Source organism: Plantactinospora siamensis (assembly GCF_042434095.1).
In the GTDB taxonomy this organism is placed as follows: Bacteria; Actinomycetota; Actinomycetes; order Mycobacteriales; family Micromonosporaceae; genus KBS50.
On sequence record NZ_JBHLUE010000034.1, the window covers coordinates 59,053 to 84,995 of the forward strand.

Below are 25,943 nucleotides of genomic sequence, written 5' to 3' on the forward strand. Positions count from 1 at the left end.
TGGATGCCGGTCAGGCACCGTCGGTCGTCACCGCCGAGGGGTCGTCGGGTGACCGGACACTCCAGGCGCTGAGCGCGCCGTCGGTCGGCGCCGTGCTCATTGGGGTGACCATGTGGAAGGCCAGGGTGGTGGCCTTCTCGTCGGCGGGCCCACCGGTGGCCCCGTCTGGAGCGGCCTCCGCGACGGCGTAAACCAGGAGGCAGCCGGTGGCCGGCCCGCTGAGCCGGTCCGCGACATCGTCGGCAACCCGTGAGGAGAGGCCGGTGATCCGGCGCGCGACCTCCCGGTGCAGCGGGGTGGATATGACCCGAAAGGGGCCACGATCGGTACGCCGGCGGACCGAGATCGTAAACGGTCCGCTGCCCAGGATCGTCCGGGCGCTATCTGCGCGCGCACGTTCGGGGAACACGATGACCCATCGGGCGAGCTGACGTTCGGTCAGGCTCCGCAACCAGGTCAGGTGGGGCCGGAAGGCATCCTCCGCCAGCCAGGTCAGCCCGCCCAGCACGGACATCAGCGTCCGATGGTCGACGACCGACACTAGGGCCGAGAACTCTCCGGTCCGGATCCCGGTGCGGAAATGGTGCTTAGTCCGCGGGGTCCGCAGCACCGGCTCCCAGGCCCGGAGATTTCGGCGGATCACCATGCCGTCGACCGGGTAGGCCACCGGCTCGATCGGGCGTCCCGGTGATCGCAGCTCGATCAGGTAGGCGTTCCAGTCCCGGTCCCTGCACTGGACCCGGATATCTGGGCGCAGGGCGACCAGTGCCTGCGGCAACCGGCGGGGCGGGAGTGGGCCGAACGTCGCGAGGCCGTGCCGGGCGGCCGACTCTGCTCGAAAAGCCGCCAGTAAAGGATGGTGCAAGGCCGGCGTCGTCACGAAGCGGATCAGGTCCCGGTAGGCCGCGCGGAACCCCAGCGACTGTCCCGCCTGGGACAGCCGGTCCAGCGAGGCCGAGGTGTACCACATGTGCGTGATCACGGTGCCGCTCGGCGCGGTGCCCCGGCTCGCGCCGGAAAGCACCACAACCGACCATCCTGACGCTCGGCCTGCTTGCTCGTGGTGAGTACGCAGGTTGGCCTGCGCCGGCTGCTCACCGATCAGCCGGAAAGCAGCGGCCAGATCGGCCTGCAGACCCTCGAAGTCCGGTGGCATCGGCAGCTCGGGAGCGATCGACCGGCTGACCGGCAGAATGTCGGTCTCGTACCGGTGCCGCAACCTCCGGCCCCGGTCGCCGTCGTCCTCGCGCCAGAGCACCTCAATGCGCTCCGCGAGCAGCCAGCGCTCGTCGATCCGGCGTGGACCGTGAACGAGCAGGACGTGATCCCCGGCCGGGCCGGAACCCGATCGTTCGCGATACCGCCGGACCGCTCCGGTCAGGACCCAGAGGTCCAGCGCGGCCCGCAGCGACTCGTCCCGCTCGTCTCCGTCGAAGAGCCGGACGTGGGCCGGCCGCTCGGATACCACCGTCGGGTCGGCACACGTCAGCGATTCCGGGTCGAGGTCCCGCAGGATATCCGGCCCGACGTAACCGTCCGGGGTTGGAAGGCACATCACGAGATCTCGGGGGAATAGTCCCGCCGGATGGGCCGGATCCACCAGCGCGTTCGTGAACAACGTCTTGCCGAACGCGACATACGCTGCCTGTGGCAGTTGCTGCGTCAGCAGCCGATGAAGCAGGATCGCGAGTGAGCCCTCGACCCGCGCCGTGTGCTCCCAGTCCCGGCGGGGCATCGCCGAGACGGTCGCCTCGTCACTCGCGTCGTCGATGACCAGGGCCGGCCAACCGGATATTCTCGCGCTGTCGATCTCGGCGAGCAGCCGTCGCAGCACCGCCCCGTTCTTCTTAAGGACAAGGATTCGGAGCGAGCCCGACCCGTCCGTGACGCCGAGGGCGCGCTCGATCCGGTGCCGCGCCTGCCGTTCCTGCCCATTCAGCGGCCCGGTCAGCACGATGACCAGGCGGTAGCCCCGGTCCAGCGCCATCGCGACGGTGGCGATCAGCCAGGCCGACATGCCCGCGCCTACATGACCGACCACGAGGCCCCGGAACGGCCTCGCCGACTCGGCCGGAGGCATCCGGCGGATCAGCTCCGCCGACTGCGCCTCGACGGCGGACACCGTGGCGTGGGGGAATCCGGCGTCGACGATCAGATGGTTCCGGCACTGCCGCCAAGCGGGCCCGGGGTCGACCGGGGCCGGCGCCGGCGAGCCGTCGTCGTCGTCGTCGAAGGTCACCATCTCGGGCACGGGTTCGGCGGATCCGGTCTCCGGCTCGGCTGCGGGCTCGGTTTCGGGCTCGGCCAGATCGTGCAGCTGCCCGGCGGCGAGCAGATGCCCCTGCTCGGCGGCCCGCTGGTACCAGAGACGCGCGTACCCGAGCTCCTCCCGTTCCTCCATCAGCAGGCCCAGGTTGTACATCGCGTCGGTATCCCCGGCCGCCACTGCCTGCCGGTACCAGTAGGCGGCACCGGTGTGGTCTCCGCCAATCTTCCGGAGCACACCCAGGTTTGTCATCGCCGCCACGTGCCCGTGATCGGCGGCCCGCCGGTACCACTGCGCCGCCTCGACGTCCTCGCCGGACTCCCGCAGCATCATCCCGAGGTTCACCATTGCGGCGATGTGGCCGGCATCCGCGGCGCGCCGGTACCAGTCCCTCGCCTCGTCCCAGGCCGTCCGGCGGCTGATCAGGACCGCCAGGTTGAACATCGCGAGCGGATCCCCGGCGTCGGCCAGCGGGCGCATCGCCGCCTCGGCCACATCGTGCTCGCCACGGGTGTACGCGGCGGTGCCAATCAGGAAGCGGTTCTCGGATCTAGCCCGCCCGAGCAGCGCGCCCCAGACGATCCGCGGGACCGCCGCCTTGGCCAGCCGGCCCTCCCCGTGATCGGTGCGGTCGACGAGATAGTCGGCGACCTGGTATCCGTCGCCGGCGCCGGGCCAGAGGCAGGAACTCGCGCCGAGAAGCGGTTCACTCGCCCAGCCCAGTCCGGCCGCGGTCGGCGGCAGGTCACCGCGCTCCCGCAGGGCCGGCGTCAGATAGTGCCGGAAGAGCACGGTCAGCAGATCCTCGGGGATCAGCTGGGACCATCCGGCGCGGCGGCAGTCCACCGCGGCGCTGATCAGCGCTTGGCCCAGGTCCGCTAGCCGGTTCCCTTCGGCGGTCCAGCGCTGCATCAGCTGCGGGCCGGCGGCCAGGTATTCGGCGAAGCCCGCGTCCGCCCCGGCCGCCGCCACGATCCGGTCGTCATCGCTGCGCCGAGCGTTCCGCTGCTCCACCAGGCTCAGATATTGGTCGATGCGGACGCGCCGGTCCTCCGGGATACGTTCGAGCACCCCGACACCGGTCCAGAACTCCTCGGCGGCCGGCACGCTGCCCGGACCGGCCGGTCGCCGGTGCAGCCGGTCGAGTTCCTCGCCCCGAATCGTGGCGAGGACGACGACATCGGAACGACCTGGCGGAGACACCCGCTCCAGCACGCTGCGGTCGAGCCCTTGCGGCGTCAGGTAACGCTCGAGGTCGTCGAGCCAGACGACAACGTTCCGCAGTTCCTCCCCAGAGTCAACTAGCTCCCGGAGCGCCCGGCCGGACTCCGGCACCAGCAGTCCGTGCTCCGGCCGCAGGCGGTTAATCGCCTCGAAGGCGGTGCGGGTCTTCCCCACCGCGGCGCGGCCGTACACCAGCACCACGCCGCCGCCGGCCACGAGCCAGTCCAGCTCCTTGTCCGCCTCGCGTTCGAGGTAAGGCAGGGTGTTCCGGGCTGTCGGTCCGGTGGAACCGATAGCCGCCTTGACCCCGAGCTGTGCCGGGCGCACGTCGCGGACCCGGGGCAGGTCTCCCTCGGATAGGTGGAGCGCGCACCGCCGCAGGACCTCGCGCCGGGCCTGCCGTTGCGGCCGACCGCGCGCCTGTAGGACGAGCTGTCCTAACAGCACCGACGTGCCGGCGACCCCGGCCAGGCCGCCGAGGATGCTCATCCACTCGTCCGCTTGGCTGCGGCCCTGCCGAGTCAGGAAGAAGACGAGCAGAAGGAATCCGCACGCCGCGATCCCGGTGAGCCACCAACGCACGCACCCATCCTGGTGGTTGCGGCGGGCCCGGGCAAACGGCCGGCGGCTGGGACCGATTCATGACAGCACTTTCGCCGCGTCGCCAGGTCAGCAGTGGTCAGCGCCGGTCGGTGGCAGTTCCCCTACGTCCCACGCTGACGAGGCAGTGCTCGGCCTAGATCATTGTGGATTCCGTCAAGATTAGGACAGGCCTCTCTCTTCGTGACTTGGGATCCGACTCCCGATACGAGCGCACCGCACGTTCACGCAGCTCATCGGGTACTTCTTCGGTGCTGCCACGGATGACTTCCTCCACTCCATCAGAGCATGATCGAAAGCCTCCGAGCTACCGGGGAAACCCCAAACCGCAACTCGGCCAGAACCCGAAGCCGCGGCCGGGAGCGCACCGCGTGTGCCACGGCTTCGTAGACATCCCGACACCGGTGTCGACCAGGTTGACGACCACATCGGTCACCATGAACCCTCGGGGATCCGCGCAGCGCCCACCGCCCTCCCAGCTCAGCCTTGCGGCTTCCGTCGGTGTCAGCACCTGCGGTTACCACAACGTCGAGTTCGCGCATCGGCTCAATCTTGACGGAAACTGCGCATACCCGCGTCGAGTAACGCATCTACCGCAGCAGCCGCAAGGCGAACGTGATCCGCATCGTCGCAACCGTATGGTGCCTACCAAGACGGCGCACACTCGCGAAGGGCGGTTGACCCGTTGTCGACGTTGATCCAGCTGACGGCCGAGCAAGTCGAGCTCGTCCGCTACGGTGTCCTGTCTGATGCCACTTTCCAGCCGATGCCGATGGCGGCGGTCAAGTCGTTCGAGTCGGCACGAGAAGGAACACGGCGCGCTCGCCGTGCACCGGTCCGGAAAGCGGCTGAGCCTCGCCGGCGCATTGACTCCCTAGACCGCGAGGTCGCCGCCGAATACTGGAAGCACCAAACGATCGAGCTGGCCCTGCTGATCGGCAACGTCGACCTGCCCGGGTCGCAGGGCTCCGGATGGGCGGTGGTGGCACTGGCCCGGGCGCACGCGCTCGGCAGGCTCGGCAGCGGGACGACCGGCGTACGCAATCTGGAGATCCGGAATTGGACCGTGCTGGCCACACCAATCCCGGTGTACGCCATCATCAGCGGGCTGCCGTTCAACGAGGCCCACTGGTGGCGGCGGAATCTGCACGAGTCGGCGAGGCCCATCCCGCCCAGCACCGACGAGGCGACTCTTCGCCAGCTGCGGCAACGGATCACCGGCTTCGACGAGCTAGTCCGGTCCGTGCTGCTCCCACCCGCACCGGCCGGTGGCGCCGCGGTCGCAGGGCGGCCCGCCCTGCAGGAAGCCCGGGACGCCAACGTGACCGCGGCTCGCCTGTTCTCCCCGGACTGGCGTGACCTCGAGCCGGTCCCGCTATCCGACGAGCCGTCAGCCGAGGTGGCAGCTTTCGTCGCAGAGCTGAGGCCGGACGAGAACGACCTGATCCAGGACGACATCATTCCCTTCGAGGGCTGGGAGCAGCATCGGTCGCAGGGCGGCTGGGTGGAGTTTCAGTCCGAGGGGCGTCGGCTGCTGGTTAAAAACATCAACTTCAAGCTGGCTGAAACGCAGACCGGCGCGGACCTGGTCTACTGGCGCAGCGAGCCGGACGCCTTCGTTATCGTGCAGTACAAGGTGCTGGACCGTGACAGTAAAGGACTGATCCACCGGATCAATGGCAACGATCGCCTGCTCGGCCAACTCGAGGCGATGCTGGCCTGCACCCAGCCGGACGGCGTCCCTCCCGCGAAGGTCGCTGACTTTCGGCTGGCCGGTACCAGCGCATTCGTCAAGTTCGCCCATCCGATGACCAAGCTGCATACCGATCATCAGCTGATCGACGGGCATTATCTTCCCGCAGAGCTGGTCCAGCTGATGTACGCGGATCCGGATCTGGGGCGCGACGGCGGCAAGATGCTGCGCTTCCCACCGGAGCGCAGCATCGACCCTGAGACGTTCTCCCGGCTGGTCCGCGACTGCTGGATCGGCACCTCGGGCAAGGCCAGCGCTGCCCTCCACCGGTTTCTACCGGGCCTGCGTGCGATGCCCCCCGCGCACTTGGTCATCGCCTACGATGAACGTCGCCGCTGACGATGCTCTTGCCTCGGGTTCGCGCAGCAGACCGGCATGTCGGCCGACCGCTCGTCGTAGTCGCCGCGGGCTCGCAGGCTGCCCCGCGAGGCACTCTTGAGGCATAGCCCAGTACGCAGCCGTCCGGACTCCCCGAGTAGCTCAGCCTCAGCCGGAATCTGGCGGTGCACCAACTCGGGAGCCGCCCCCCGGTGCCGAAGGGAGGAGCCGTTGCTCCAGCAATCCGCCGATCGGTTGGGCGCCTCACAGGTACTCGTCCGCTAGCGAGCAGAGGTGCAGAACGCCCGGATATTTTGTGGCCTGGTCGGTGTGGGCATGTGCTCTACGCAGCAGTGACACCAGAGTGGCGAGGGCTGCCGGATCGTCGTTGGGCTGTTGGTGGGCGACGCAGATCTCCAGGGGCACCGGGTTCGACGCCTGCACCGAGAAGTTGGTGTGGATGTCGGGGTCGAGTTTGGTGCGGCCGTGCGGGGTTTGCATTTGGTCGGACTTGGGGTTGACGGAGTAGTAGACGCGCTCGCTGGCGCGGAACAGCCCGCTGACCCTGGGGTGGTGCTTGTCGAGGTCGTTGGCAAAGCCGCGGGGGACTTCCATGGTGCTGGAGCGGTCTCGGACGCGGACGATGCGCAGGCCGGGTGTCTTGTCCGGTCCGATGGTCTCGGGGAGGTCGGCGTCGTCTTCGATGTCGACGCCGGGCAGGATGACATGGTCGGGGCGCAGGTGCTTGTCCTGCATCCAGTCCCAGCCCCAGTTCCGGAATCCGGCGGCTCTGACCATGATGATGCGGTCGTGGGTTGCCGAGTCTGCGGCGCCGCCGATGCCAAGGACGTTAACGAGGAAGCCGGCCAGGACCTGCTTCTGTTGTCTGCCGGGGCCGATGCGTCCTTTGCCGTCGGCAAGGAGAGTGGGTAGGTCGGCGTAGGGGACCGTGTGGGAGGGGCTGCCGTCCGTGCCGGGGAGGTAGGCGGTTGCGGTGCCGTCGGGTTGTTGGCGGATGACGATCGGGATGCAGGTGGGGCCGTCGTGGTGTAGCCAGATCCCGACCTGCTCGATGTCGGGCAGTCCGACGGGGATCTGGTAGGGGCCGAAACGGCCGAGCTGGCGAAGGCAGTCGTTGATGGCGGACGCCACGCGCAGGATGGTGCTGGCCCCGAACCGGGTGCCGGGGTAGGGCTCGGGCTTCTTCCGTTTGGCGTTCTCGGGCCAGGTCTTCGGCTCGGTGAACAGCTGGGCTGGCCTCAGGCACTGCAAACGCCGGTTGGTGCGGGCGAAGGCCTTCTTTAGGCCGGGTTTCGGGTCGATGAGCCGGGCGCGTTGGAAGAAGGCGGCGTCCTGCAGTTCGACGATGGCCCCCAGGCGGTCGGTGCCGCCGCCGAGGACCTCCCTTGCAAGCCGGTTGGCGTGCAGCTGGAGCAGGGTGTCGTCGGTCTTCTTCTTGTCCGGGTCGGGTTGTACGCCAACGCCGACCTCGGCGCCGTTGCGCAGGCGGACGGTGATGTTGAGGTCGCCGTGAAAGCGGACCACGCTGTTGTCGGCCGGGTCGGACTCGCGTGCGAGGCCGAAGTGGTGCTCCAGGGTCGCAAGTACGGCCTCGCGGGTGATGTCGCTCTGCGTCCACAGTTCGATGGTGTACGTGGTGTTCGGGTCGAACGCGGCTTTGATCTTTCGGGTGGCGCGGGAGCCGACACGCTCGAGGTCGGGCAGTGGCCGGATTCCGCGCCGGGTGAGGAGGCTGCCCAGCCTGTTGTAAACGTCGACGTGGTCTCCTGGGACCAGGCCGGTGTTGGCGGCGTGGACGAGCGTCTTGGCTCGTCTGGTTTCGTTGCCGTCGGTGTCCATGCTGGGTGCGGCGTCGGCGTCCGCCGCTTGGCTTTTGGTGCCTTCGCTGTACAGGAAGTAGGCGCGGATGGTTCGTTCGTCGAGCAGGTCGGCGGCTGCGGCCGGGTCGGCGAGGGTCTTGTGTGGGTCGGGGAACGACAGTTGGGTGAGTTTCGCGAGGGCGCGGGCGAGGCCGGGGCTCCACTGCCACTGCCAGCCGCCGCCGGGGATCCGCATCTGGCGTGCCAGCGCGGACAGCAGGGTGTGGGGTTCGTCGTCGCGTCCGAGGAAGCCTTGGGGTCCGTGCAGCCAGATGGTGGCTGAGGTGGGGCCTTTGCCTCGCGACGGCACGTAGGCCACGGGCATGAGGGGGAAGCGGCTGATGCTGACGTCGGCGTGGATGCGTGGTACGGGGACGTTGGGTGCCGTCTCCACGTGAAAGTCGATCTTGGCGGTGACGAGTCCGGGGCCGGCGCGGTCGTCGTCGGTTCGCTGGGGTGGCCAGAGGACGGCGCTGCGCCGGCCGTCGCTTCTGGGTGGCCCGAGGATGAAGTCGCGCCGGGCCTTGCCGAGCAGGTCGAGTTTGTTGTCGACGACCTCCTTGGCGAGGAAGGAGGGCAGCATCTGGTAGACGTGCGGGGCCACCGCGGCGGTGCCGTTGGCGCGGACGGTGTATTCGAGGAGATTGAAGCAGCGGCGGTCGAAGACGAGGTCGGCCGGCTTGAGCATCTGGTACCAGTCGACCTGGTCGGTGATCTCGGTGGTGGCCCAGCTGGCGATCGCGTCGGTGACCACGTACGTGTCGATGCCCGGGAACGCGACGATGAAGTCGTCCGACCTCAGGTTCCAGTTGACGTACATGATCGCCGGGTCGATGCCGCAGAGGAGCTCCTTGAGGCTGCTGGTGGGCAGCGAGTGCCCAGGCCGGCCGAACGGCCGGATGCGCCATTGCTTGTCGAGTTCGGTGAACCAGGTGGCGGGCATCACCGCGACGTCGCACTCCACGTCCCAGCGGGCACCTGGCTCGATGTCGAACGCGAGCAGTCGCAGGTGGTCGCCGGTGGTCCTGCGGGGCGGTTTGGCCGTGTTCTCGCTGGTCTCGGTGTCGGTCACCGGGGGGTCCTCCTCGATCCCAGGGGCTCGTTGGTGCGGACCAAGTGGCCCATCAGGCCCCAGACGGCGGTGTTAACGGCGTGCTCTCGCAGGCGGTGCTGGCTCGCGCCGTCGGCGGGCGTGGCCAACAGTTGTCCAAGGTACTGGTCGGTGGCCACGACGATGCTGGTACGCGCCGTGTCCGCGGCTTTCTCCTCGGGGTCGGCGAGTCGTTCGGCGAAGGCCGCGTCGCACAGCAGCACGGTGGTTGGCTGGTTGCCCCGGATGCTGCGTCCGATGGTCTGGCTCATGGGGACGAGGTTGTTGGCGACGAAGACGCGCCGGTCCTGCGGGTCGAGGGCGCGGAACTGGATGGGGCGGCCGATGGCGTCGAACCAGACCTTGCGGGCAGTGGAGCGGAGCTGCTTCACGAGTCTGCCGACTTCGCCGGGGGCGGCGGCCGGCGGCCGTTGGAGGTGGTCCATGGCCAGTTGGCTCACCAGTGACAGGGGGAAGGCCAGGTCGAAGGGCGGCGGGTGAGAGCGGGTTAGGTAGATGACGGCGCCGAGGGCGGCGGTGTCGTTGGCGTTGAGGATGTTGTAGCCGCGCTGGATCGACATCTCGGCGGCGACGAGGATGTCCTCCTCGCCCATGCCGAAGCGCCCGACAAGACGGCGTTGGATGCCGCCGACGCCGGGGTCGGCGGCGTCGGGTACGACGATCCGCGCGCTGAGCTGGGGTACTCGGGCGTTGATGTGGTCGCCGACGGTGCGTGCCTCGTCGCCGGAGAGGACCACGAACAGAACCTTGCGCCGGTCTTCGGGCAGCTTCGCCCGCAGCTCGTCGACGAGGCTGCGCGGGCGGCCGTCGACGGGCTGGCACAGCGCGGTGACCAGCATCCGCAGGGCGTCGTGGCGCCGGCTGCCGGTCTTGCCGGACACGAAGATCGGGTCGGCGCCGTTCCTCTGGGCTTTGACTGCCATGTGGGATTGGCGCAGGGCGGTCTCGTCCTCGGGGGGTGGGCGCAGCACGGCGGTGGGCTCGATGGGGATGTGGTAGAACGACGATCCGGGTGCCCAGCTGGTGGCAGAGGTCAGAACGACGTGGGGGCCCTGAACGCCCTCGCAGGCGAGGAGGTCGTGCGCGTGGTGTAGCAGCCACCGGCCGACTCCGTGGACCCACAGCAGCTGGAGCGACGCGCCGCCGTTGCGGCTGTCGGCCCACCGCAGGGCGAGGATGTTGCCCATCGGGGCCTCGGGGACGATCGGCCGGTAGTCGCGTGGCGGCTGGTCGGCCCAGAAGGTTTCCTCGTCGGGCAGTTGCAGGTGCTCCCGCACCGATGGGTACATCGTCGTCATGGTGAAGAACGTCGTGGTGATGCGGCCGGCGCAGATGGCTGCCTCGACGACCAGGCGCAGCAGGCCGCGACGCTGGTCGAACCATTCGCGGCGCACATGCCCTGCCTTGATGTTCGGCTCCAGCCACCGGTCGAGCCAGTTGTCGATGGCCAGCGCCACTGCGGCGTCTGTCCGTGGCTGGCGGGTCACCTGGGCGACGACCTCGTCGAGGCTGTGCGGCTGCTCGCTCAGGGGGGTCTCCGCGAATTCCTGCAGCTCGTAGCGGTAGAAGGCGTCGGCGAGGTCCTCGACGCGCTTGTCCCCCTCGCCGCGCGAGGGCAGCCCGAACAGGGTCCGGGCGACGCGGCGCAATAGCGAGTGCGCCGTGAACGGCGCGTCGCCGAGCAACTCCTTCAGCCGCTGGCCGGGCGGCGACAGGGCCAGCCGGTTCAGGACGAAGACCGCGTTCTGGTGGATCTGCAGCTGCGTGTGCCAGCGGTCGACCTCGTCGTCGGCCGCCGGCGCCATGCTCTGGTTGTCTAGGGCGGCGTTGGTGTACTGGACCATCCGGTGCGTCCAGCCCTTGCCCGCGGCCACCAAGGGCTCGGTCTGCACGAACCGGGAGTCCAGCACCTGTTGGACAGCGTCCGCCTCGTCGATGACGAGCAGGTCGGTGTGCGGCTGGAAGGCCTCGAACCAGCGCATGGACGCGCCAGCCGGCTCCGCGCGGCTGGCGATGAGGCACTGCGCGGTGGTGACCCAGACCTGCGCGTTGGCGATCTCGCGGTGAGCCTTCTGCGCCGGGCAGATCGACAGCAGCGGGCAGTCGTAGGCGGCCGGCTCATCTGCCTCGGCGTCGCGGAGCTTGCCTTGGCACGGGAACTCGTTCGGCTCCAGCGGCTTCCAGGCGGGGTTGGCTGAGCGCCGGAAGGGTTCCAGCAGGCAGGAGGCGTTGGCGTAGGCGGCAGCCGGGTCGGCAGGGTTGTCGTCGTCGGGCACGAGGACGGGAGATTCCTCGATCGCGGAGCGCCAGTACCGTGCGGCGTGCTCGGCGCGGTTGCTCCGCCCGATCAGGGGCACGGCGTCGATGCCGATCGACCGGAGGAACGACACCTTGGCGTAGACGTCACCGACCGAGCCCAGGACCATCCCGACCCGGTTGCCGTGCTTCAGCACCCGGTTGACCGCCAACACGTCGGTGAGGGTGGTCTTGCCCGAGTTCATGAGCCCGACGATGTGGGACACGCCGTCGAGGACGAAGGTCTCGGGTCTGTCGACCAGGCCGGGGCCGTTGCGGTCGACGGAGCTGAAGCGCATGTTCTCCGTCAGGCGCTTGTGCCAGTTCCGGTTCGTGATGTGCGGCTTGCCGACGAGCCTGCGGTCGATCTCCCTCGCCGTCTCCAGCAGCTCCTTCTCGAACGACACCGTCCAGGGTTCCCGGGAGCGGCGGGCCATGAGGGGAAGCCGCGCGACGGGCGGGGCCGGCGGCAGCGTCGACGGCAGGTGAATCACCTCGACGCTGTCTCCGACGCGGAACTCGTACCGCCGCCCAGCCGGTGCCGGCGGCCGGGGCGGGGTCAGCCTGTACTGCAGGGGGTCAGCCAGCGCCGCGTCGTACGTTGCCACGCGGTCCTGGCACAACGCCGAGCCTGCAACGGTGAACACGGTTTTGTCGTTGACCTGCCCGTCCGCGGCGTCCGTGCGGGCGAAGCGCCGCCATTCCTGCGGCACCCGCAGGTAGTGGTTGAGCAGCCTGCGCCAGTAGCCGCGCCGGGCCACGTCACCCATGCGGTGTCGCACCCGCCGGCACTCCGCCGCGAGCTCGGGCGGCAGGTCGACGTACCCGGACAGCAGCGGCTGCAGCGCCCCCACTGGCTCGCCCGGGAAGTGCTTTGTCAGGAAGTGCAGCCCCAGCTCGACCCGGCAGAACGCGTCCCGAGCCATCACCGCCTCCGGGAACTGCTCCCGGCGCATCTGCTTCATCAAGCTGTCGCGCCACGACGAGGTTTCTCTCACGCGGCCAACTCCTTCGCCCGCTCCTTGGCCCTAGCCACCAGCTGGTTCTCGTCGATCACGTGCACGCCTGCGACCCGCCCGTCGAGTTCGGCCTCCAAGTCGCTGATGTAACCCGGCTGCACCGCCCGGTGAGCGGGAAGCGCCAGGTACCGCCGGTCACACGCCGGTGCCTGTGGCCAGGTAAATCCCCGGCCCAACAGCCGCGCGCTGACCTGGTCCTTCGCGTCCACGCCCCAGGTCTCGGCAACCTCCGGCACCCCGCCGACGCCTGGGCGCAGGAACTCGATCAACACGTCCAGCGCGTCGACTCCCGGGTACGGAGTGACCCTGACCGTCGGCGCCAGCGAGTCGACCGACAGCGCGTCGATGATCCGCGCCTCCACTAGGCCCGGGTCGTGGATGTACTTGCGCGTCGCCCGGTGTTGCTCGTAGACCACTGCCGTCGGCACGGCCGTCCACGTCTCCGGTGAACCCCCGGGACAACCCGCGGTCGCGCAACACGCCGAGGCATCGGCCAGCACGTTGCGGCACGATGGGCACAGGATGTACTCCTGCGGCGCCCGGGCGGGCCTCGAGTGGTAGGCGAGGCTGATCAGCCGGTGGACGTGCGTCTGTCCGCTGTTGTCCGTCGCCGGGAAACGCCGCTCAAGGCCGCGAACCTCTCGGTCGGCAACGACCGCGTGGTCGATGAGGTAGCGCCGAAGCACCGCGTACGCCTCCCCGATCTCCTCGTCCGAGGAGCCATTCGCGGCTGCGGCTTCCCGCAGCTCCAGGTGTACCTGGTTCTCGGTCCACTCGGCCTCCACGTCGTGCCGCGCGAGCCGAGAACCCTGCTCCGCGAACTCGGACAGGTCACCGTCGGCCAACAGACTGTTCTGCAGGTCAGTGATCGACAGGTCAAGCTGCACAGGCCACGTCGCCAGCGGCTGCGCGCAGAGCTCCAACAGGGCGAGGTCACTGTCGAGCGGCTGCAGAGCCTGGTCGGCGAAGAGCCACCACAGACGCGAGAAGCCCACCCGCCACGGGGCCGGCAACAACCCCGCCTCCTTCGCCGGCCCGCCCGCCGCCTGTCTCCTCCGCTGAACGATGCCGGCCAGTCCAGCGGACAACATCATCACCGTCAGGTAGTCATCATCCGGGGTCCGATCCCGTCCGAGATGGCCGCCAACGATTGGTACTTGAACATGAACGTCCACTGAAGCCGTTCCTCACACCTAAGTCCGAGCAGTTGCCCCCGCAACGGGGCGGCTCCAGTAGACACCGCGCCCCTGACACTTTCGCGGCCCGCGAGATAAGGCCGCAAGCGAGCCTTCCGATTGATCATCAACTGATCGCCGCATGCCTCGTCTTCGTGGCTGTCGTTGACCGGGCCGAGTAGGACGTCAGGTCGAGCAGAACCGGCTAGGGTGACGGCGCCGACGAGCGGTGGCGTGCCGTACGTACCCTGGTCTGATGCTGCTTCGCACGTCCCAGCCCGCTGACTACCAGCAGATGGCGGACATCCTCTACGGCATGGGCCACGATCAGGAGGGCTGGGACTACCAGTACGCCGCCGAGGGAGGCCCTGAACCGTCCCTGCCGAGCTGGGTAGCGGTCGACGGGCACGAGGTTCTTGGCCTGGTCGAAGGCCGCTTCGACTCGACGTACGACGAGCGCATCGAGCAGCCGGACCACCCCTTGCCGCACGCGTGGATCTACCTGATTGGGGTCCGCCCCGACGCGCAGCGGAAAGGCATCGGCACAGCTCTGCTGCGCTACTTCGCCGAGCAGGCAGCCCTGGCAGAATGTTCATTCGTCGCCCTATCGCCTGATCAGAGCGATGACGATGTTCTGAAGCGAGTGGCCTTCTTCCGATCCTGTGGCCTCGCACCGCTGATCAACGGTGACCCTGAAGACGTTCACGGCGCGCCGCTTGCCGAGTTGCTAAGCCACCTGCGATAGCTAAGCGGCCAAAATTTGAGCGGAAGCTGGGCGCGAATGAGGTATCGCTCTGGCGGTGCTCAGATTCTCGGCACCCCAGCGGTCGCCGGTCGCGACGATCGCGACGGACCGGACCCTTGGGCCTGACCTCAGGTCCTTGATCCGAGCAGAATCAGTTGGGGCAACGCCTTCAGGACCACCAACGGCTCCTGACCTTGATCTCGCGTACGGGTATCTCGGAGGGGTGTAGGGGGCGTTCGACGATGGGGCGGATCGTGTGGGGTGTGATGCGGTCGCGTTCGTGTTCCTCGGCGAACCGGGCGGCCTGTTCGTGTTCGCCGAGGGTGTCCAGGGCCTTGAGGAGGTCGGTTATCAGGATGTCGAGGCGGTGGGTTTCGGCTTCCGCGGCGAGGAACCGTTCGTGGTGGGTGACTTCCCGGTGGCCGCACCACTGGCGTAGTAGTTCGTGGCGGGGCCGGTCGTGGCGGCGGTACCAGTCGTACTCCCATTCCGGTGTCGTCGACCGGTTGTCGCGGCCGAAACGGTGCTCATCGCCAAACTTGCATTTGTGGCGGGACTGGGATTCCTGCTCGATCACAAGGTCGAGGACCTGGTTCGGATGGGCACGGCACGCGGCCTCAACCAGTTGAAGGGTGCCGGCCGGTGACAGGATGGTCCGGCCGTCGTGGTCGAACCATTCAGCCGCGGCCAGGATGTCGTCGATCGGGCCGTCGATGATCGCGCTCAGCCGGGCCCTGTCGCGGATGTCGGTGGCACATGCCACCGGGGACCAGAGCACTTCGGCTACGTCATCGCTGATCAAGAGGCCGAAGATCTCCTCGACGCAGGCTTCCTCGGTTCGGTCGAGGCTCAGATCGTCGATGCGTTGCCAGTTGCCATCAGCGCGTCGAAGGACTCGACCTCGTTCCACGGCACCCGCAGCCGCGACCCGGGTACCTTCTCCACCCGTTCGTCGGGCTCGTCGAGGAATCTGATCTCGAGGCGGGCGCTGGTCTTCTTCAGCTCGACGGCCAGGATGCGGACGCGTTCGGACGGTGCGTGGTCCGACTGCCGGTAGGCCCATTCGTCGCCGACAGTGAAGCGGGAGGGGTCGATTCTCATCCAGCCGTCCTTCGGGTAAGCATCACTTGTTGCGTGGTACCGGGTCGGGCTAGCGGTTGCGCCGCGATGGCGGCAGGTCCCGGCGCAGGCTCGTCCGCATCCGGCCGGAGTTGTGGTGACGGTTGAGGTGTCGACGCACTTCAGGCGCCGCGGTCGAGCAGCCCGTGGTGCCACGATTCGGCCTGTCGGCGGATACCGGCGTGGGCCTGCCGGTCGTGATCAGGGCGGTGGTGCTCTTTGTGTGGTCCGTGGGGGCTCCAGTCACCGAGGAACGGGCGCAGGTCGTCGGGTCCGGGTTCGGGGTTGTAGTCGATGTCGGCCAGCACGCGGGGATTGCGGATGGGGTCGATCCGGTCGGCGGCGGCCCTGCCCCACGCGACCCAGTTGGCGAGGTACCCGCTGGCGCCGGTCTGCCCCTCGGCCGCTTGTTCGAGGGCGGTGCAGAACGCGCGGATGTCAGCTGCGGTGTTCCAGGCCTGGTAGGCGTTGCGGAAGGTTTCCGCGCGGATGTTGTCCGTGGCCCGGACGCGGGCGTCGGCCATCGCGGCGTGCCATTGCGCGAGGGTGGCCTCCTCCTGCCGTCTGCGCTCGGCCGCTGCTTCCTCCTGCCGCCGCCGGTGTTCGGCCGCGGCTTTTCCCCGCGCGGCTTCGGCTGCCCGCCTTTGCTGTTCGTCGGCGGTGACGCCAGCCTCGAACCCTTGGATAATCTGCGCGACGCGCTGTTCCAGACGTACGCGTGGGGTGTCGGTCCAGGTGTCCCGGTTGTCGTGTCCGGCCCGGGCGATCTCCAAGCGGAGCCTGCCGGAGTCGACGACGTCGAACTCCGCAGGTTTCATCCACGGCCGCAGGCGCAGCACCTTCAGCTCCTCGGCGGTGGGTTCGTGCGGGACCTGGTCGCGTTCCTCGGTAAGGGTGACCGTGCGTCGGACCTGCCCGGCCTGGAGGAACACCCGCGGGTGTTTCGCCTTGGTGTTGACCCCGAGCCGGTGCCCACGCCGGGCCGCCTCGCCGGCGAGGTGCCGGATCAGCAGCAACGCCCGGGGCAGTAGGTCCGAGCTGACGGCGAGGTTGGTCGGATCGGCTTCGAGAGCGCTAAACGCCAGATGCGGGTCGGTGGTGACACGTCTGGTGTTGAGCCGGATCCGGTTCCAGTCGGTCTCGTCCGGACCGGCATCGGTGTACAGGCGGATGACGATGTCGCCGGCGTCGCGGCCGGTGTGGCGCAGGTGGTGACCTGATGGCACAAGTCCCTGCTGCTTGAGCGCGTAAATGATCCGGCGGTACCGGGCCCGCGTTCCGCTGTCGGGACTCTCGATACGGACCATGCCACCCTCCTGCTGTAGGCGGTCGAGCAGGTCGCGAGCCGATCGCAGCAGGTCCGCCGACGAAGCGCCGCCGGTGTTGTCGCCGGGTGCGGGCGGCTCGGATCGCGGGAGGGAAGCACGGTGATCGGGATGATCGGGATGGTGGCCATGCTCGAGGTAGAAGCGACCGGCGTCGGTCGAGGACGCCTTCCACACCCCTGCCTTGCGTGTCACCGTCACCAGGTTCCGGTCCTGGAGCGCGCGCGCCGACCGGCGGTACTCGACGCCGTCCGGGCCGCTGAGGTCATCGCCGCCGTGGATCCGGCGAAGCAGGTCGAGCTGCCGCTCATTGAGCGAATCCCATCGCTGCACCACCCGACAGTAAGGGCCACGGCGTACTCGACGGAGCTGGACACGGCCGCATCTGGCAGCCCGGACCGAAGAACGAACTGAACTGTCGGCTCCGCCTGAAACTGACCCGTGGTTTCAGAACACGCCCGAACAGAGGGGTCAAGGTTGAACCCGCGCTGCCACTGCACGGATCCGACTGTTTGCGAACTACGAGCCTGTAGTCGGGTGGCCCCTCGACTCTTTTGGCGGGTAGAAGCGGGCGGGCTCGTTGTGCGCGATCAGCCTGGGCGGTGTGATGAGCGGTGCCACGCTGGTCGTGAGGTGGGTGGGCGGCCACAAGCCATCGCCGACACCCTGTGCACCCGCAGTCCATGCCTACTGCGACGGCCTCGTCGCGACCTATTCGACTGTAGTCGGGGATGTGTCGGGCAAGCAGGCCCGGCGACGGAGCCTGTGCAATACCCACCCGCGCCACATCAGACGGCGCAGTCCGAAGCGGTAGATGATCGCGCACTCCATGCGCGCGACGATGGCGTTGATCCCGCGCGGGCCAAAGTCGCCGAGCAGCATCTCGGCGCTCTTGGCGATGGGGGGCTGCTGCCAGGCGATCGCGCAAGCGGGTCCGACCAGAGGATTGATCTCGTCGAGGCAGGCGTCGAAAACCTCGCTCATGGCGCGGCTCTCGGCGGCGATCCACGCGCGGGATTCCGCGAGTTGTTCCTGCAGGGTATGGCCGCGGTCGGCGAGGGCCGTGAGGGTGACCGCGTCGTCGCTGGTCCGTCGGCGGATGCGGTAGGGGTATTCGGCCCAGGCGACGAGGGTGCGCACAGCTTGGGCGTAGCGTTCTCGGCGTGCCGTGGCATTCGCCCGGGTGTTGCCGAGGATGACGCTGATCAGGCCGGCGACCACGCTGGAGCCGAGGACGGCTAGGGCGATGGTGATGGTGGGTGGCTCAGTGGTGGCGGGATCGGCGGACTGCGTGAGCGTCGCTAGGTCCGTGACCACCGGCCGAGTTCCTTTCGCATCGCGGTCGTGACGATTCGGTGTGGCGCCTGCCGGTCGTCGCCGTGGGGGGCATCCTCGCACGGCCATTCGCCGCTGCGCCGCCATGCCTCCTCGAAGATCAGGTGTCGGTGTACGAGGGTGACCAGGGGCTCTAGTCCATCTTCGGGGAGCCACAGGAGCGCGGGGTCGTCACGGTTGTATTGCAGGCAGAGATCCCGGAGTTGTGGGTTGCGGTGCTTGAAGGGGCGGCTGCTGCCGCTGCGGGGGTAGGCATGGAATCGGTCGCCGGGCGGCAGGATGACCAGTCGGATCTGCTCGACCGGGTAGCCGTCGGCGGCGAAGGCGGGTAGGGGTAGCAGGGTCAGTTCGAGGCGGGCTGCGGCCAGCGCGGTGGTGTGGCCGGCGGCCTGCGCCACGCCGAACACGTCGGCGTGGCGCAGGAGGTGGTCGGCCGCCGCGGCGGGATCTTGCAGGACCGCCGTCACCGGGTACGCCATGACCTCGCTGGCCGGTTGGTCTGGGCGCCGCGCTGCGAGGTCACGGCCCTGCCGGTGGAGGTGATGCTGCCTGCGCTCAGCGCGGCCAGGGCCTGCGCGGCGGGCTGGGCGGTCGGTGCGGGGAACGGTTCGCCAAACAGGGTGTGCCAGATGTCGGTCGCGGCCTGATGTTCGCCGTCGATGGCGAGCCGCTGCGCCTCGCGGCCCTGCTTGGCCGCGAGGCTGAACGTCTGGCTGAACCTGGACCTCTCGCCCGGTGTCCAGTCCTTGGCGAGGTTGTCCACGCCCGTGGGGTCGTACACGTTACCCATGACCGCCTCGGCGGCGTGGTCGAGCGCGGTGACCGTGGCTGTGGCGTGGGACATCTTCGTCGTGATCGCCGCGTACCACAGGGACTCGATGACCAGGCCGCACAACTTTTCGAGCGTGGGCTGGTTGGTCTTGAACGACTTGCCCATACGGACCTGGTGGACGAAGGCGCCGACGGTGGCCAAGTTGCGTTCAGTGATCAGTCGCCGAAGCGTGCGGGTGTTCGACCATTCCCACCGGTCGAGGTCGCGGTCGGCAATGAACACGCCCTCCACGGTGTCGTTGTCCTCGAAGGCGGGCACCAGGTCGAAGGTGAAGGCGCAGTCTACGAACTTGACCTGCAGCGCGTGGGCGGGCTGCTTGTCCTCGTCGAAACGGGCGGCGGGCCAACGGGCGGCGACCACCTGGCGGATCGCCGCCATCGAGGCGGCCGGGCCACCGTTGCAGGCGCCGAACCACCGTCGCCGGTGATCCTCGGCCAGCAGGACGACCATGTCGACGTCCTTGAGCGGCTTAAGCATCGTCTTGCGGGCGAAGCTGCCCTGCAGGAAGGTCGACGAGGCGAGGCCCGCCTCCGTCAAGACGTCCGTGACCTCCTGGTGGCGGCGCTGAGCCTGCTCCCGTTCCCGCTGGTCGAGGTTCAGTGCGGCGTCGAACTCGCCGAACGCCTCCGCAGTTGTTCGGGGTGCCATGTACACATCCGTTCTGACCGCCGGTCCATGGCGGTGTCCTCGTGGCCGGCGGCACTTGACCGCACGGTGCGGCAACCCTCCGGCTTCAACCTTTCCGATCTTACTTAATTTTCCGACGCTACGTTCCGCACGACGTTCCGCGTCGCCAGGGTAATGTTCGGCGCGGCAGTCCGCTCTTACGCCGCGAAACGACCAGAATCGGACACAAGATCAAAGACTGAGGAGACAGAGTGAGCGCGCCGGGGTTCCAGGGAGCACGCCTGCGGATGGCTCGGGAGCTAGCCGGCCTCAGCCAGGCGCACCTCGCTGGGCAGATAGCCGTCTCCCCGGCTGCGGTCAGCCAGTTCGAAAGCGGCGCCGCCCGGCCCAGAACTGAAACGCTCAACGCCCTGAGTCAGATGCTCGACGTACCCGTCGCGTTCTTCAACCAGCCCCTCATGGCGACACACGAGGGATTCTTCCGATCGCTGCGCCGCACTGCGGTCGCCGATCGCCGGAGGGCCCGCGCCGTCGCCCACGTTGCCCACGACCTCGCGGTGCACGCCACCGCCGCCGGGCAGTTCCCCACCGGAACCGTCCCACAGATCCAAGTCAGCAACCTCAATGTCGCCGGTGAGGAGCTCGAGCGCATCGCCGCGCAGGTCCGCGAGGAGTGGAAACTACCCTCCGGACCGATCGGCAACGTCGTGGACCTCCTCGAACACCACGGCGTCGTCGTCATCCGTCTACCACTGGGCAGCACCGACGTCGACGCCTTCTCCCTACCATTCAGTGACCATCCGGTCGTCGTACTCGGCACGGACAAGAACGACCGTGCAAGATCACGTTTCGACGCCGCCCACGAACTGGCCCACCTCGTTCTGCACGGTGAACAGATCTGGGGTGTCAAAGAAGTCGAGAAACAGGCACACACGTTCGCTGCGGCGTTTCTTATGCCCGCCGACGAAATCGCCGACCAACTGCCCGACAGTGTGGACTGGTCAAGACTGTTCGAACTCAAGCGCTACTGGCAGGTCTCGCTAGCCGCGCTGCTTATGCGCGCCCGCACGCTCGGCCGCATGAGCGAAGGCACCTACCTAACCGCGATCAAAGCCGCCTCCGCTCGCGGCTGGCGACGCGTCGAACCCGTCCCGCTCGGCACCCCGGAGCGCCCCTGCCACCTACTGAACTTCCTCACCTCCACCGCAAGCGACGCCGCCCGCCAACAGATACCCACCTCTGTCATCTCCGCGCTCGCCGCGGCCGCGTAGCGCGCTGTCACTGGCGGACCAGCCCATCAAGGCCCCCTCACCCGACTAGCCACACTCCCGGCCTGGTCATTCATCCATACCGGCCACCCGCCCTGCACGGCTCCGAAGTCGATTCACGGAGTGGCGCCGCGAACTGCTCGACGACGGGAAAGATGACCCGACTCGCGGCAGCGTCAAACCTGCACACTCAGGACCCACAACGTTTCAGCTGATCTTCGGCAAGCGATCGCAGCCAGGCCACGAAGCGACCGGCAGATACGCAGGCATAAACAGAAAGCCGCAGGTCGTCGGCCTGGGAACACCCGGGGAGCGGCCGGTTAGGAAACCGTTGCTCTATCCCCTGAGCTACGAGGGCGCGAGGGCCCAGTCTAGCGACCTGGGGGTTCACCTGGGGTGGCAGGGAGTGGCCCGCGTTCACCCACGTCACCCGGACCCTCGTTTCCCCAGCCAGGACCACAGCTCGAGCACACCAACCCCGGTCTGCGACCACCGGTCGCCGGGGGTGACCCACGTTGGCACCGGTTCATCCCGGTTGGCGCCGGCTGGAGAGCACACGCCGCGCACATCATCGAAGATCAGCAATCCTCGCTGATGTCCACCCTTCGGCGTAAGCACCGGAGGACCTTGGACCCACTCATGCCGGAGCGCCTGGATCCCGCGGTGGACGCCGGACTGGCGACGGTTCCCACCGAGCGTCCGCTCACGCCGAGTTGAGTGCGCCCCAGGGCGTCGAGAGAGCTGGCCTTTCGAGATATCGAATGGGCTTGAGTGACGCCTCCTGCCATGCGTTCGCACATGTCCCCATTGAAATACTACTCCTCCGAGAATGACCAGAATGACGGCTTGTCCAGCGAATCGAAGACCTTATCTATATCCGTAGGCTGCAAAGCCCATCGATAGGCTGGGTGAATCTCCCAATCGAACCCATAGTCGGCGAACTCGCTCTGCAAGTAGCGCTGCTCCTCAAAGTAGCGACGAACGATGTTGCCATCCGGCCTTTCGAGCCGAGCGGTGAGAAAGTTGATCTTATATAGGAAAGCTGCAAGATCCTTGGTCGACGCTGATCTTCCGGGCTTGAATCGGAATTGCCCTTGCTCTTCGATAGACTTTATCTTTGTTATCAAATCGGCCGTCGTATACGTCCATCCTAACTTGTCGGTTCGCTCCTTTGTGGATGGCTTCATATTTTCGAGCAGGCGCCGAATGTCGGGCAATTCTGATCGAAACTCATTTATCGTGTCGAGGATGCGACCTTGCGAGTACTCCTCAAAAATCGCCTTGAGATTCTCTGTATAAATCTTGTCTGACTTTTTAACGTACGCATTCCGTGCAGCAAGGCTGCACAGCTTGACCAGATCGCGCGGCCGCTTCCGGATTAGCGACATGAGCACTCGGTGCATCGGCGCGTCGTGCCAATGACCTTGCCCCCTGAAGCGTTCCTCCATCACAGGCAGCAGCGACTTTGCCAACTCACGCTGGCTACTGTCCTTTAGTTTGTCGTAGTCCCAGTCGCGACCGAAAAAAGTTTCGATTCGTTTGACCAGGAGTGCAAAAACCTCATGATTGGTCCAGGACTGCCAAATTACCGAACCTTCGATCTTGTCGGTAGATTCGTCAGATGTGCGCACAAGGAAATAGACGTCTGAGCGCAGGCTAATGCGGAAACGTAGGTGGCGATCCTCGTTTACCAAGTCGCGCACTGCATTCAAAAGTGCGGATATCCGACGGATATCAGCTTGCCGGCCCTCCCAGCCCCGATCTAGGTCATCGACAAAAACGTGCAGTGCATGCGATTGCTGGAATTTTTCCCGAGTAGCTTGAATTTCTGCTTTGGCTGACGCTTCACGATCAGAGATCTTTTCCAGGAGCGGCACAATTACCGATTCTGCTTCCTTGACCTGGCCCTCAAGGCCAATAACCTTAAGGCTCATTGTCTGCGCCGCACGTTTTGCAATCACATCACGCAGGCCGACCTTCCATGCTCGGATTGAACTCAAGAAGTCAGGCTGCCCCCTCGCAATATCAGCAACGTCGTCGGGCTTGATTTGAACCGCCAGTCCGCCAGCCTCACGGAGTTCGGCCATCGCGACCCGGAAAAGAGCGGATTTGCCGATACCCTTGTGTCCAACAACAATCCGGAGTGGAAGGGTCGTGATGACCTGGTCGTAGGTTGAAGACTTAAAATAGTACTGTCGCAGCCGCTCCGGATCCTCATCTTCAGCCGCCTCGTGACCGAAGAGTCCTTGGATCACGTCTTCGGTAAAGATGATCTTAGACATGCCCTGATACCTCCAAGTTGGACCTGAGATCGTATCATGGGTGAACCGTCTAGATTGGACTCGAATGAGAATAACCTTACGCGTGTTGGCTTGGACATGCGGGACATGCTTCGCTGTCTTCGCTCTAATAGCGCTGGTATGGATCGTTCCCAGCCTCCTTACTCGAGCGCCCGCTACCGGAATGACTTCTGCCGACAAGCTGAAGGCGATAAACGATGTAAGGTCATCGATGATTGCGCTGTTGGCGGGGGTTGCGGTCATCCTGGGTGCGGTTTTTGCGGGGCGGACCTACCGCCTAAATCGCACCGCAGCCTATGCCGATAGATACATTAAAGCCGTCGAGCAAATTGCATCAGAAAAGTTGGCCGTGAAGATTGGCGGAATTTACTCCTTAACTGCAATTGCCCGAGGGGACGGATCTTGGATTCCCGCTGTCACCCAAGTTCTGTCTTCGTTCGTTCGGCAACACCCGGATAGCAGCAAAGTTCCGCCAGACGTTCTCGCTGCAGCGCGCGCGCTGGGTACGCCGCCTTTGGCTAATCGTGGAGCTGATCTTCGCGGGGCCAAAATGCAAGAAGCAATCTTAGAAGGCGTCGATTTTAGGGGTGTAATTGCCGCAGATGCGAATCTCGGCCTGGCGAAGCTAGCGAATGCAAAACTAGATGGTGCAGACTTTACTAGTGCGGACCTCCGCGGTGCGGATCTTAGCGGGGCGTCAGTCAAAGGAACCATCTTCCGCGAAGCCGATCTGCGGGGCGCGACTACAAACGGCGTCCGCTGGTCTGAGGCCATAACGCAAGGGGCACGTGGACTCACCTAAAGCACCCACGCCCTCATCTGCCGCCGTGAGTGTTCGCTGTCGAGCTATCACGCTGGGTAGGCAGCACTTGGTTGGGTGTTCCTTGTCGCCGAGTGAGGGTCCATGCGTCGTGCCGGCTCAGCCGCCGGCCCAGATCGGTAGTGGCTCACGCGCGTTGAGCCAGGACGGGGGTATGCCGCCGGGGCCTGTGCCGGTGAAGGTCGCGACGATACCGCCAACGATCGCGGCCGTGGTGTCGACGTCGCCCCCGGCCTCGACGCACGCCAGGATTGCCGCTGGGTAGTCGTTCAGGAAGGTGGCCGAAGCCCAGAGCGTGAAAGGGACGGTGTCCTGGGCCAGGACTCGGGACCCGTTGCCCAGCTCGTAGGCTGCCTCGGCCACGCTTGCCCCGAGTAGGCCGATAGCCTGGCGGATGCCCTCGCTGACCCGGCTGTCGACGAGATGGCGAAGCACGGCCTCAAGCAGCGTTTCCGGGGCGGGCCGCTGCTTGAGCCGTCTGGCGTGGCCTGCTTCGGCAGCAGCCACGGCTACTGCCACCGCTGCGAGTATTGCCTCGGGGTGGGCGTGGGTGACTTCGGCCGAGCGCATCGCCGCCAACGCGGCGGTCTGGGAGGTACCGGCGTGGAAGGCGCCCAGGGGTGCCACGCGCATGGCCGCGCCGTTGCCCATGGAACCCTGACCGTCGAAGGCCGAGCGTGCCGCTTGTCGCCAGTCGGCTCCGTCCCGGATCTGGTGCAGTAAAACGACCGCGCCACCCCCGTATCCGCGGTACGGCTCGTATCGCTGCGCGAAGGCAGCGGCCAGTCGGTCGGGGTCGATGTCGCCCCAGGTCCGCAGCTCGCTGACGACGGAGCAGGCCATTTCGGTGTCGTCGGTCCATGGCCAGGGGGCGAGAGGAGGGCGGCCGGCCACCAACTCGGCGTATGAGGTGCCTGGGACAAAGAATTGCGCACCGAGCGCGTCGCCTACCGACAGCCCGTCCAAGCTGTCACGGCACAGATCGAGATAAGTCATGAAGACACTAAAATATCAGGCTCCGGGTATCGAAGGCATCGCCGGCCGGGCGAACGGTGTCATTGTTCCCACGCGCCGGTGCCCTTCGGTGCGTCCGCTCATGCCGCCGAGCGAGCGGACGTGCTGTACGTGGCGACCTTGCCGAGGTGCGGGCGCTCGCCCGCCTGCGAGCTTCACGAGGTCATGGACTCCATCGAGGCCCTACGAGCGGCTCGTTACAAGCGTGGCAGGATGCCTGTATGGTGGCCGCGCCCAAGGACGTGCTGAAGAACTACCTTCAAGGGGCTCGGGATGTGCTGATCTGGAAGCTGGAGGGCCTCTCCGAGCGTGACCAACGGTTGCCTCGTACGCCGACTGGCACCAACCTGCTGGGCCTTGTCAAGCACGCGTTGAACACCGAGGCGATCTACTTCGGCCCCACCTTTGGCCGTGAGTGGCCCACCCCGGATGAGCTCGTGTCCCTTGGCGACCCCGATCCGATGGCCGGCTGGTACGCCACCGAGACCGAGACCGCTGCGGGAATCATCGACCTCTACCGCCGCGTGCAGGCATTCGCCGACGAGACCATCGACAGCCTGCCGCTGGATGCGATCGGGCGTGTGGCCCACTGGGGCGGCGCGGAGGTCACGCTTCACGAAATCATGGTCCACATGACCGTCGACCTGCAGCGCCACGCCGGCCACGCCGATATCCTCCGCGAACAGGTCGACGGCTCCGTTGGCCTGCTGCGGCGCCACAGCAACGTCCCTGACGCCATCGACTGGCCGACTCACACCCAGCGACTGACGGCGATCGCCGACAACTTCCATGAACGCGGCAGGACATTCCCACAGGCGAGGGTGTAGTGCACCGCTGACCAGCACCCCCGCCTGTGCGATCGGGGCACTCCAAGTCCCCCGCAATCTGCTGCCGTCCGGATTTGCCGCTTCGAGCAC

Annotated in this window: 17 protein-coding genes; 5 read left to right on the top strand and 12 right to left on the bottom strand. The window is 66.9% G+C overall.

The window, feature by feature from the left end; genetic code table 11:
• Positions 1–10 precede the first annotated feature (10 nt).
• Positions 11–4,072, bottom strand: a complete 4,062-nt coding sequence (locus ACFFHU_RS29415) for a Z1 domain-containing protein (protein WP_377343721.1) — start codon at positions 4,070–4,072, stop codon at positions 11–13.
• A 703-nt stretch (positions 4,073–4,775) separates the two neighbouring features.
• On the opposite strand from ACFFHU_RS29415, the gene ACFFHU_RS29420 reads away from it, so the two are divergent.
• On the top strand, positions 4,776–6,182 hold the full coding sequence (locus ACFFHU_RS29420) for a hypothetical protein (RefSeq protein ID WP_377343722.1): 1,407 nt from the start codon (positions 4,776–4,778) through the stop codon (positions 6,180–6,182).
• A 243-nt stretch (positions 6,183–6,425) separates the two neighbouring features.
• On the opposite strand, the gene ACFFHU_RS29425 is transcribed toward ACFFHU_RS29420, so the two are convergent.
• The 3 genes from ACFFHU_RS29425 to ACFFHU_RS29435 are packed head-to-tail and all read right to left on the bottom strand — an operon-like array spanning position 6,426 to position 13,641.
• On the bottom strand, positions 6,426–9,113 hold the full coding sequence (locus tag ACFFHU_RS29425) for an RNaseH domain-containing protein (RefSeq protein WP_377343723.1): 2,688 nt from the start codon (positions 9,111–9,113) through the stop codon (positions 6,426–6,428).
• Entirely contained in the window at positions 9,110–12,445 is a 3,336-nt protein-coding gene (locus tag ACFFHU_RS29430; RefSeq protein WP_377343724.1) for a pPIWI_RE_Z domain-containing protein, read from the bottom strand. Before ACFFHU_RS29430 ends, ACFFHU_RS29425 begins: the two co-directional genes overlap by 4 nt.
• Entirely contained in the window at positions 12,442–13,641 is a 1,200-nt protein-coding gene (locus tag ACFFHU_RS29435; protein WP_377343725.1) for a restriction endonuclease-related protein, read from the bottom strand. Before ACFFHU_RS29435 ends, ACFFHU_RS29430 begins: the two co-directional genes overlap by 4 nt.
• 256 nt (positions 13,642–13,897) lie before the next feature.
• On the opposite strand from ACFFHU_RS29435, the gene ACFFHU_RS29440 reads away from it, so the two are divergent.
• Positions 13,898–14,386, top strand: a complete 489-nt coding sequence (locus ACFFHU_RS29440) for a GNAT family N-acetyltransferase (protein WP_377343726.1) — start codon at positions 13,898–13,900, stop codon at positions 14,384–14,386.
• 169 nt (positions 14,387–14,555) lie between these two features.
• Here ACFFHU_RS29440 and ACFFHU_RS29445 read toward each other — a convergent pair whose 3' ends face one another.
• From ACFFHU_RS29445 to ACFFHU_RS29470, 6 genes are all read right to left on the bottom strand, one after another.
• Positions 14,556–15,296: a hypothetical protein gene (locus ACFFHU_RS29445; protein ID WP_377343727.1), complete on the bottom strand. Its 741-nt coding sequence runs from the start codon at positions 15,294–15,296 to the stop codon at positions 14,556–14,558.
• A complete protein-coding gene (locus tag ACFFHU_RS29450) occupies positions 15,236–15,487 on the bottom strand; it encodes a hypothetical protein (RefSeq protein ID WP_377343728.1) in 252 nt (83 codons plus the stop codon). Before ACFFHU_RS29450 ends, ACFFHU_RS29445 begins: the two co-directional genes overlap by 61 nt.
• Positions 15,488–15,627: 140 nt before the next feature.
• A complete protein-coding gene (locus ACFFHU_RS29455) occupies positions 15,628–17,163 on the bottom strand; it encodes a hypothetical protein (protein WP_377343729.1) in 1,536 nt (511 codons plus the stop codon).
• 378 nt (positions 17,164–17,541) lie between these two features.
• Positions 17,542–18,147, bottom strand: coding sequence for a hypothetical protein (locus tag ACFFHU_RS29460; protein WP_377343730.1), 606 nt, complete (start codon positions 18,145–18,147; stop codon positions 17,542–17,544).
• Complete coding sequence (locus tag ACFFHU_RS29465) at positions 18,132–18,632, bottom strand: hypothetical protein (protein ID WP_377343731.1); 501 nt, start codon at positions 18,630–18,632, stop codon at positions 18,132–18,134. The genes ACFFHU_RS29460 and ACFFHU_RS29465 overlap by 16 nt, the downstream gene beginning before the upstream one ends.
• On the bottom strand, positions 18,629–19,645 hold the full coding sequence (locus ACFFHU_RS29470; RefSeq protein ID WP_377343732.1) for an SMODS domain-containing nucleotidyltransferase: 1,017 nt from the start codon (positions 19,643–19,645) through the stop codon (positions 18,629–18,631). Before ACFFHU_RS29470 ends, ACFFHU_RS29465 begins: the two co-directional genes overlap by 4 nt.
• Before the next feature lie 230 nt (positions 19,646–19,875).
• Between ACFFHU_RS29470 and ACFFHU_RS29475 the strand changes: the two genes are divergently transcribed.
• Complete coding sequence (locus ACFFHU_RS29475) at positions 19,876–20,895, top strand: helix-turn-helix domain-containing protein (protein WP_377343733.1); 1,020 nt, start codon at positions 19,876–19,878, stop codon at positions 20,893–20,895.
• 812 nt (positions 20,896–21,707) lie between these two features.
• Here the strand turns inward: ACFFHU_RS29475 and ACFFHU_RS29480 are convergent.
• On the bottom strand, positions 21,708–23,174 hold the full coding sequence (locus tag ACFFHU_RS29480; RefSeq protein WP_377343734.1) for a P-loop ATPase, Sll1717 family: 1,467 nt from the start codon (positions 23,172–23,174) through the stop codon (positions 21,708–21,710).
• Between the two features lie 181 nt (positions 23,175–23,355).
• Between ACFFHU_RS29480 and ACFFHU_RS29485 the strand changes: the two genes are divergently transcribed.
• Entirely contained in the window at positions 23,356–23,994 is a 639-nt protein-coding gene (locus ACFFHU_RS29485; RefSeq protein ID WP_377343735.1) for a pentapeptide repeat-containing protein, read from the top strand.
• A 117-nt stretch (positions 23,995–24,111) separates the two neighbouring features.
• Here the strand turns inward: ACFFHU_RS29485 and ACFFHU_RS29490 are convergent, their stop codons facing one another.
• Positions 24,112–25,008: an ADP-ribosylglycohydrolase family protein gene (locus ACFFHU_RS29490; protein ID WP_377343736.1), complete on the bottom strand. Its 897-nt coding sequence runs from the start codon at positions 25,006–25,008 to the stop codon at positions 24,112–24,114.
• Positions 25,009–25,247: 239 nt separating this feature from the next.
• On the opposite strand from ACFFHU_RS29490, the gene ACFFHU_RS29495 reads away from it, so the two are divergent.
• Complete coding sequence (locus ACFFHU_RS29495; protein ID WP_377343737.1) at positions 25,248–25,853, top strand: DinB family protein; 606 nt, start codon at positions 25,248–25,250, stop codon at positions 25,851–25,853.
• The last annotated feature ends 90 nt before the right edge of the window (positions 25,854–25,943 follow it).

Bases quoted from the DNA above. Each gene is read 5' to 3' on its own strand.
- ACFFHU_RS29490 (WP_377343736.1), bottom strand. From the start codon at position 25,008: ATGACTTATCTCGATCTGTGCCGTGACAGCTTGGACGGGCTGTCGGTA.
- ACFFHU_RS29480 (WP_377343734.1), bottom strand. From the start codon at position 23,174: ATGTCTAAGATCATCTTTACCGAAGACGTGATCCAAGGACTCTTCGGT.
- ACFFHU_RS29450 (WP_377343728.1), bottom strand. From the start codon at position 15,487: ATGAGAATCGACCCCTCCCGCTTCACTGTCGGCGACGAATGGGCCTAC.
- ACFFHU_RS29440 (WP_377343726.1), top strand. From the start codon at position 13,898: ATGCTGCTTCGCACGTCCCAGCCCGCTGACTACCAGCAGATGGCGGAC.
- ACFFHU_RS29485 (WP_377343735.1), top strand. From the start codon at position 23,356: ATGACTTCTGCCGACAAGCTGAAGGCGATAAACGATGTAAGGTCATCG.
- ACFFHU_RS29470 (WP_377343732.1), bottom strand. From the start codon at position 19,645: ATGGCACCCCGAACAACTGCGGAGGCGTTCGGCGAGTTCGACGCCGCA.
- ACFFHU_RS29495 (WP_377343737.1), top strand. From the start codon at position 25,248: ATGGTGGCCGCGCCCAAGGACGTGCTGAAGAACTACCTTCAAGGGGCT.